Below are 6082 nucleotides of genomic sequence, written 5' to 3'. Positions count from 1 at the left end.
ACAATTGGGGTGCACTTCAATTATTGGATGGCTTTTGTTATGTTACGTGTGTAAAGTTATTTTAAAATAACGACAGGGTAATAGGTGAGATTATAACAATATTTGTGTAAGAGAATGAAAAATGTAGATAATTTCGATTTTCAAAAAAATCAATTTGAAAATATGTTTTTATTTTGCAACTAAATATGTTACTATATGTGTGATAAAAACAAAGAGGTCTGACAACTATACTCCACGTAATAACACTCTAATGATTTAAAAATTCAAAAAACTCAAAATTCAAAAATAACAATTGTATTAATGATTAGAGTAAAAATAAGGGGAATGGAGAAATTATGGAGAAAGACACTGCTTTGTAAGGGGCATATTTTATCATCTTGAGCAGAGAGGAGGATGCATAGCATATTGTAAAATATAGAGATAAACAATGAAAAAGTGCTATGCAAATGAAGAGCATGAAGGGACGTTTAAGGCCAGGTGATACGGTAGCAATTGGTTTGATGCTATTTGCATTATTTTTAGGAGCAGGAAATTTAATTTTCCCGCCAGTTTTAGGTCAACAAGCAGGAGAGAATGTTTGGATTGCTACAATAGGATTCCTTGTAACGGGAGTCGGATTACCCCTACTAGCTGTAACAGCTGTCGCGTTTGTAGAGGGGGACTTGAAAGCGCTATCTTCTAGAGTCCACCCTATATTTGCGTTTATTTTCCCATTGATTAGTTATTTAGCAATTGGACCATTTTTCGCGATTCCGCGTACTGGAGCTGTTTCGTTTGAAATGGGTATGAAGCCGTTTTTATCAGAGGCAATGGTTTCAGAGTGGTACATGCTATTTCTTTTCACGATAGTTTTCTTCGGAATAACGTGGTATTTATCATTAAATCCATCTAAATTAGTGGATTGGTTTGGAAAGTTTCTTACGCCACTATTGGTATTAATTGTTGCTGTTATTGTCGGAAAGGCAATTATTGATCCAATTGGAGAGCCGGCTGCGCCGTTAGCTGCTTACCAAGAGAATGCTTTCTTTGGTGGATTTATTCAAGGGTATTTAACGATGGATGCAATTAGTGCTCTCGTATTTGGAATTGTCGTTGTACAAGTTATTCGCTCTAAAGGGATAAAAGAGAGTAGCCAAATTGCAAAAATAACAGTCGTATCAGGTATTATTGCTGTACTTGGTTTAACGTTAATCTATTTATCACTTGCTTATCTTGGTTCAACAAGTACATCACTTGGTGTCTCAGAAAACGGTGGTCTTATTTTAACGAATGTTGTAAATGAGCTATATGGGACGAGTGGTAAAGTTTTATTAGGGCTTGTTATTATACTCGCTTGTTTAACAACTTCTGTTGGGTTAACATCTGCGTGTGCGGGTTTCTTTACAAACTTATTCCCAAAACTTTCGCATAAAACGATTGTAACAATGGTATGTGTATTTAGTTTAATTGTATCTAACCTAGGTTTAACACAATTAATCGCAGTAACATTACCTGTGTTAATGATCATTTATCCAGTTGCAATTGTATTAATTGTACTTTCGTATTTCCATAAGTGGATTGGGAAGCGGAATACAATTTATATTGGAGCTATTTTAGGTGCATTGTTAATTAGTTTCTTTAACGGTTTAGAAAGTGCGAAAATTAAAATTGACGCGATTTCTAATGTACTACAAATGTTACCGTTATATAACGAAGGAATCGGATGGTTAATTCCATCATGTATTGGCGGGATTCTCGGTTTCTTCTTCTATAAATCAAATGAATCAAGTGAATTACAAAAGAAAGGTGCTTAGGCACCTTTCTTTTTTTGAAGGGAATTTTTGTATTTTGTCTAAGTAATAATTGGGGGGAATGATAAATGGCTAATTTTGAAGATTTTTTAAATTTGGATTTGAGAATTGGAACTGTAATACATGCAGAGGAATTTAAAGAAGCGAGAGTACCAGCGATTAAACTAGCAATAGATTTTGGAGAAATCGGGATAAAGCAGTCAAGTGCTCAAATTACGAAAAGGTATATTCCAGAAGATTTAATCGGTCAACAAATCGTTGCTGTTGTAAACTTTCCACCAAAGCGTGTAGCTGGATTCAAATCAGAAGTGCTTGTGCTTGGTGGTGTTCCTGAAGCTGATGATGTTGTGTTACTTCAGCCTAATATGGAATTGCCAAATGGAACGAAAATTAGCTAGGGTGAAGGTAGGGGCTAATATGGATATCGGACGAGAATATTTGCAATGTGCGATTTCGAACTTTGAAGCAACAAAGAAGCAAGGGGAACGGGCACTTTCTCAATTATCATATGAACAAATACAATGGTATTCTCATGAAGAAACAAATAGTATAGCGATTATTATAAAGCATCTGCACGGTAATATGCGTTCTAGATGGACGGATTTTTTAACGTCTGATGGTGAAAAAACCGATCGTAATCGAGATGGTGAATTTGAGGGATGCTATCATTCAAAAGAAGAAGCCCTTATAGCTTGGCAAGAAGGATGGAAATATGTTTTTAATACGATGAATACTTTAGCGCCGGAGCACTTATTGAAGACGGTATACATTCGCGGTGAAGCACATACTGTCATGCAAGCAATTGAAAGGCAAATTTCTCATTATGCATTGCATATTGGTCAGATTATTTACATTGGGAAGATGTTAAAAGAAAATGAGTGGGAATGTTTAAGTATTCCGAGAGGTCAGTCTGCACGTTATGTAGAGAAAAAACGTTCAATATAATAATAAGAAAGAAACCGATAAAAAATGGGAAATAAGAAAATCAGCCAAATAATAGATGGTTCTGTAATCATAAGAATGCTGCCAAAAATAAGTCCATACATAATAAGAAAGAAATTGAAAAGTGTATTTACTGGGATAAATCGTGAGAGGAACACTTGCTGTCGTTTAAAACAATCACTGTGAAATAAATAAAAGCGGAAGTACCATGTGGCGGTAATAAGATCTTTCTTTCTCACAATTCTTTTTTTGCATGTATGACAGATAAATGTTGGTTGCATTTCATTACGCTCCATTTTTTATTTTTATAATAATGTGAGACATAAGTAGGTACAACGTGTATGTTCCTATATACGCTCCTGCAATAAGGAAAAATGGATTCAGTAAAATCCCATGAATGCTCGTCATGAAAACTAAATCTTGTATTAAAACATCGTATATATTAATGGAAATAATTGTACCGAGTACATACAGTGCCAAGTACGCAGAAATATGTAGTACAATAGAGACTTTTGGATGCTTAGCGGACAAATAAAAAATGAATGATAGAGCGATTGGTAATATTCCTATTAATAGCTTCAATTCATTTCACCTCATTAACAATATAGCCGAAATTTTAACGGTCTATTCTCTAGGGCTTGTACATAACTTGAAATAGAGAGGTGATAGTATGAATCGGGGCTTTTTTTTTATGAAGTTTACAAGTATGCGTAAGTTAGTTTTATTTGTTATTACTACAGTGCTAGCGACTTTTTTTCTTATTAGTATGATGGTAACCTCTATGAAAGAGACGAAGTCAACGTATTTATATAATTGGTTAAATGAGTTATCGATGAATGGTTACATGTATGTACTTGGAAAAGAGAATCATTATTTTACACAGGAGTATCGAAAGTTGAATCAAGATTTTTCAATTTCTTCTTTTCTCTTTTCTATGGCTACAAATATTCGCTTTAATGATGTACGCAGTTTTGTCGGGAAAGAGCTACCCGGGTTTGGTAAGTACGATACAGAAATTGTTATTGCGGGTGAGGGCACAAACTATTCTAACTTACCGATAGAGTCGAGTGTACCTCTTGAAGAAGTAGTGAAAGAACGGACTAGTGGAACTGGACAAGCACCTAAACAAGATACGAATAAAGAGAAAAAACAGCCGTCCCAAACGACCGGGAAAAGACAAGTTGCGTTTATTTATCATACACATAGCTGGGAATCTTATTTACCTTTACTTAACTTAACGAATGACCCGAATCCGAATAAAGCAACGAGTTCTGTATCGAATATTTCTATATTAGGAGATCGTTTCCGTGAACAACTAGAAGGTGAAGGGATTGGAGCTACTAACGATAAGAGTGATGTTGGTCAAAAGTTAATAAGTAAGGGTTTAAACAGTAATAGTTCGTATAAAATGTCACGAGAAATTGTGCAGCAAGCTATGGCTGGAAATAAAGATCTTCAATACTTTTTTGATTTGCATCGTGATAGTGCTCGAAAGAATGTAACGACAAAAACAATTGGAGATAAATCATATGCGAAGCTTGCATTTGTAGTAGGGAAAGGAAATAAAAATTATGAAAAAAACTTACAATTAGCGACAGCTTTACATGAGGCGATTAATAAGAAATATCCAGGAGTGAGTCGTGGGGTCATTCAAAAAGGTTTTCAAACAGGAAATGGAATCTATAATCAAGATTTATCAGGACAAGCGATATTAATAGAAGTTGGCGGTGTAGATAATACGGAGGAAGAATTGAATCGATCAATTGATGCACTTGCTAAAGCATTTGGTGAATATTTTTGGCAGGCAGAAAAAGTGAATGGATAAAGTGAAACTTGAATTAGCCAGGGTATCTATCGATAATTATTAGCTCACTTCAATCTTGGAAAAGCGTAAGTGTAATGCTTACGTTTTTTGTGTTGGTTTGAAATGTGGATAGCAAGATGTCACAAAATGGACATGATTAATAATTATTATAGCGATATCGAAATTTGTCTAATTATAATAGGAGAATTAGAAAGGGATTTTTGAAATGGCAGAGAAAATCTTTTTACAAGGAAAATTTTTATATTATGAAATTGATAGGGTGATTTAGGTGATTAGGGAGATCAAAGTAGAAGATGCAGCATCATTTTTGCAATTAAGTAAGCAATTAGATGAAGAAACGAAGTTTATGTTATATGAACCAGGAGAAAGGGAAACTACAGTTGAGCAACAAGAAAAAATGATCCAGCGATTTATAGAAATTGAATATGCAACAATATTTGTAGCAGTTGAAGATGAGAGAATAATAGGTTTTATATTAGTGAATGGAAATAACATTCAAAGAAAGAGGCATGTGGCAAGCATTGTAATTGGTATTTTGCAAGAGTATAACGGGCGAGGTATTGGGACGAGATTGTTTAAAGAGGTTGAGAAGTGGGCAAAATTACATGATGTATGGCGTTTAGAATTAACAGTAATGGCCCACAATACAAGAGCTCAGGCACTATATAAAAAAGCTGGATTTGAGAAAGAAGGTGTCAAAAAAGCTGCTCTTATTATCGATGGAAAGGACATCGATGAGTATGAAATGGCCAAATTATTAAAATAAGAGGTCGTTATATGAAAAAAAGATGGGCACTACTCGGTATCGTAGCTGCAATAATTATTGTTGGAGTAGCAGGAATCAATTATAAAATGTATAAGGATAAGCAGGCGCGGGAAGTAAGTGTAAATAGTATATTTCCAAAAGCGAAAGAAACGATTGCTAATATGGATGGGGATATTGCGGTAATTAATAATCCGAATTCAATGCTTGTTCTTGTGAATAAAAGTAGGCGTTTACCAGATGGTTATAGACCGCCAGATTTAGTTATTCCGAAAGTGCGCTACTCTAGTGAAGGTGATCAAGAAAAGAAAAAGATGAGAAAAGAGGCAGCGAGGGCGCTTGAGGAAATGTTCCAGCAAGCTAACAACGAGCGTATTTTCCTTTTTGCAGTTTCTGGATTTAGATCCTTTGATCGACAAAAAGCATTAAATACGATGTATAAAAAACAAGATGGAGAAGCAAAAACAGCAATGTCTAGCGCGGTTCCTGGCACAAGTGAGCATCAAACTGGATTAGCTATGGATATTACGTCTCACTCTGCTAAATTTCAGTTAGAGACGGTTTTTGGGGAAACGAAAGAAGGTCAGTGGCTTTCTGAAAATGCCCATAAATTTGGTTTTGTGATTCGATACACAAAAGCGAAAGAAACGATTACGGGCTATCGGTATGAACCATGGCACGTAAGGTATGTGGGAAATCCACAAGCTACTTATTTGTATGATAATCAACTGACGCTTGAAGAAGTAACAGAGTAAATGATTG

Annotated in this window: 8 protein-coding genes; 6 read left to right on the top strand and 2 right to left on the bottom strand. The window is 35.1% G+C overall.

Annotated features, from left to right (window positions below; translation table 11 throughout):
• The first annotated feature begins 455 nt into the window (after positions 1 to 455).
• The 3 genes from brnQ4 to DN400_RS24270 all read left to right on the top strand — a co-directional run bounded on the left by brnQ4 (position 456) and on the right by DN400_RS24270 (position 2735).
• On the top strand, positions 456 to 1793 hold the full coding sequence (gene brnQ4 / locus DN400_RS24280; protein ID WP_396530541.1) for a branched-chain amino acid transport system II carrier protein BrnQ4: 1338 nt from the start codon (positions 456 to 458) through the stop codon (positions 1791 to 1793).
• A gap of 65 nt (positions 1794 to 1858) precedes the next feature.
• Positions 1859 to 2188: a chaperone CsaA gene (gene csaA, locus DN400_RS24275; protein WP_001263013.1), complete on the top strand. Its 330-nt coding sequence runs from the start codon at positions 1859 to 1861 to the stop codon at positions 2186 to 2188.
• On the top strand, positions 2169 to 2735 hold the full coding sequence (locus tag DN400_RS24270; protein WP_002093963.1) for a DUF1572 domain-containing protein: 567 nt from the start codon (positions 2169 to 2171) through the stop codon (positions 2733 to 2735). Before csaA ends, DN400_RS24270 begins: the two co-directional genes overlap by 20 nt.
• Here DN400_RS24270 and DN400_RS24265 read toward each other — a convergent pair.
• Together DN400_RS24265 and DN400_RS24260 are read right to left on the bottom strand one after the other, a co-directional pair.
• Positions 2708 to 3013 (bottom strand): permease, encoded by a 306-nt coding sequence (locus DN400_RS24265; RefSeq protein WP_071714392.1) that lies wholly within the window; start codon positions 3011 to 3013, stop codon positions 2708 to 2710. The two genes, DN400_RS24270 and DN400_RS24265, sit on opposite strands and share 28 nt — an antisense overlap.
• A 4-nt stretch (positions 3014 to 3017) precedes the next feature.
• Positions 3018 to 3314 (bottom strand): hypothetical protein, encoded by a 297-nt coding sequence (locus DN400_RS24260; RefSeq protein ID WP_000770732.1) that lies wholly within the window; start codon positions 3312 to 3314, stop codon positions 3018 to 3020.
• Between the two features lie 88 nt (positions 3315 to 3402).
• On the opposite strand from DN400_RS24260, the gene spoIIP reads away from it, so the two are divergent.
• The 3 genes from spoIIP to DN400_RS24240 all read left to right on the top strand — a co-directional run bounded on the left by spoIIP (position 3403) and on the right by DN400_RS24240 (position 6075).
• Positions 3403 to 4557, top strand: coding sequence for a stage II sporulation protein P (gene spoIIP / locus DN400_RS24255; RefSeq protein ID WP_001079282.1), 1155 nt, complete (start codon positions 3403 to 3405; stop codon positions 4555 to 4557).
• A gap of 268 nt (positions 4558 to 4825) precedes the next feature.
• Entirely contained in the window at positions 4826 to 5323 is a 498-nt protein-coding gene (locus DN400_RS24245) for a GNAT family N-acetyltransferase (protein WP_147801989.1), read from the top strand.
• A gap of 11 nt (positions 5324 to 5334) precedes the next feature.
• Positions 5335 to 6075: a M15 family metallopeptidase gene (locus DN400_RS24240; protein ID WP_147801988.1), complete on the top strand. Its 741-nt coding sequence runs from the start codon at positions 5335 to 5337 to the stop codon at positions 6073 to 6075.
• The last annotated feature ends 7 nt before the right edge of the window (positions 6076 to 6082 follow it).

Origin of the sequence: Bacillus sp. AR8-1, from assembly GCF_008042345.1 — a bacterium.
GTDB classification, from domain to species: domain Bacteria; phylum Bacillota; class Bacilli; order Bacillales; family Bacillaceae_G; genus Bacillus_A; species Bacillus_A cereus.
Note: the sequence above shows the minus strand (reverse complement) of the source record. Positions and strands in the feature narration are given on the sequence as shown.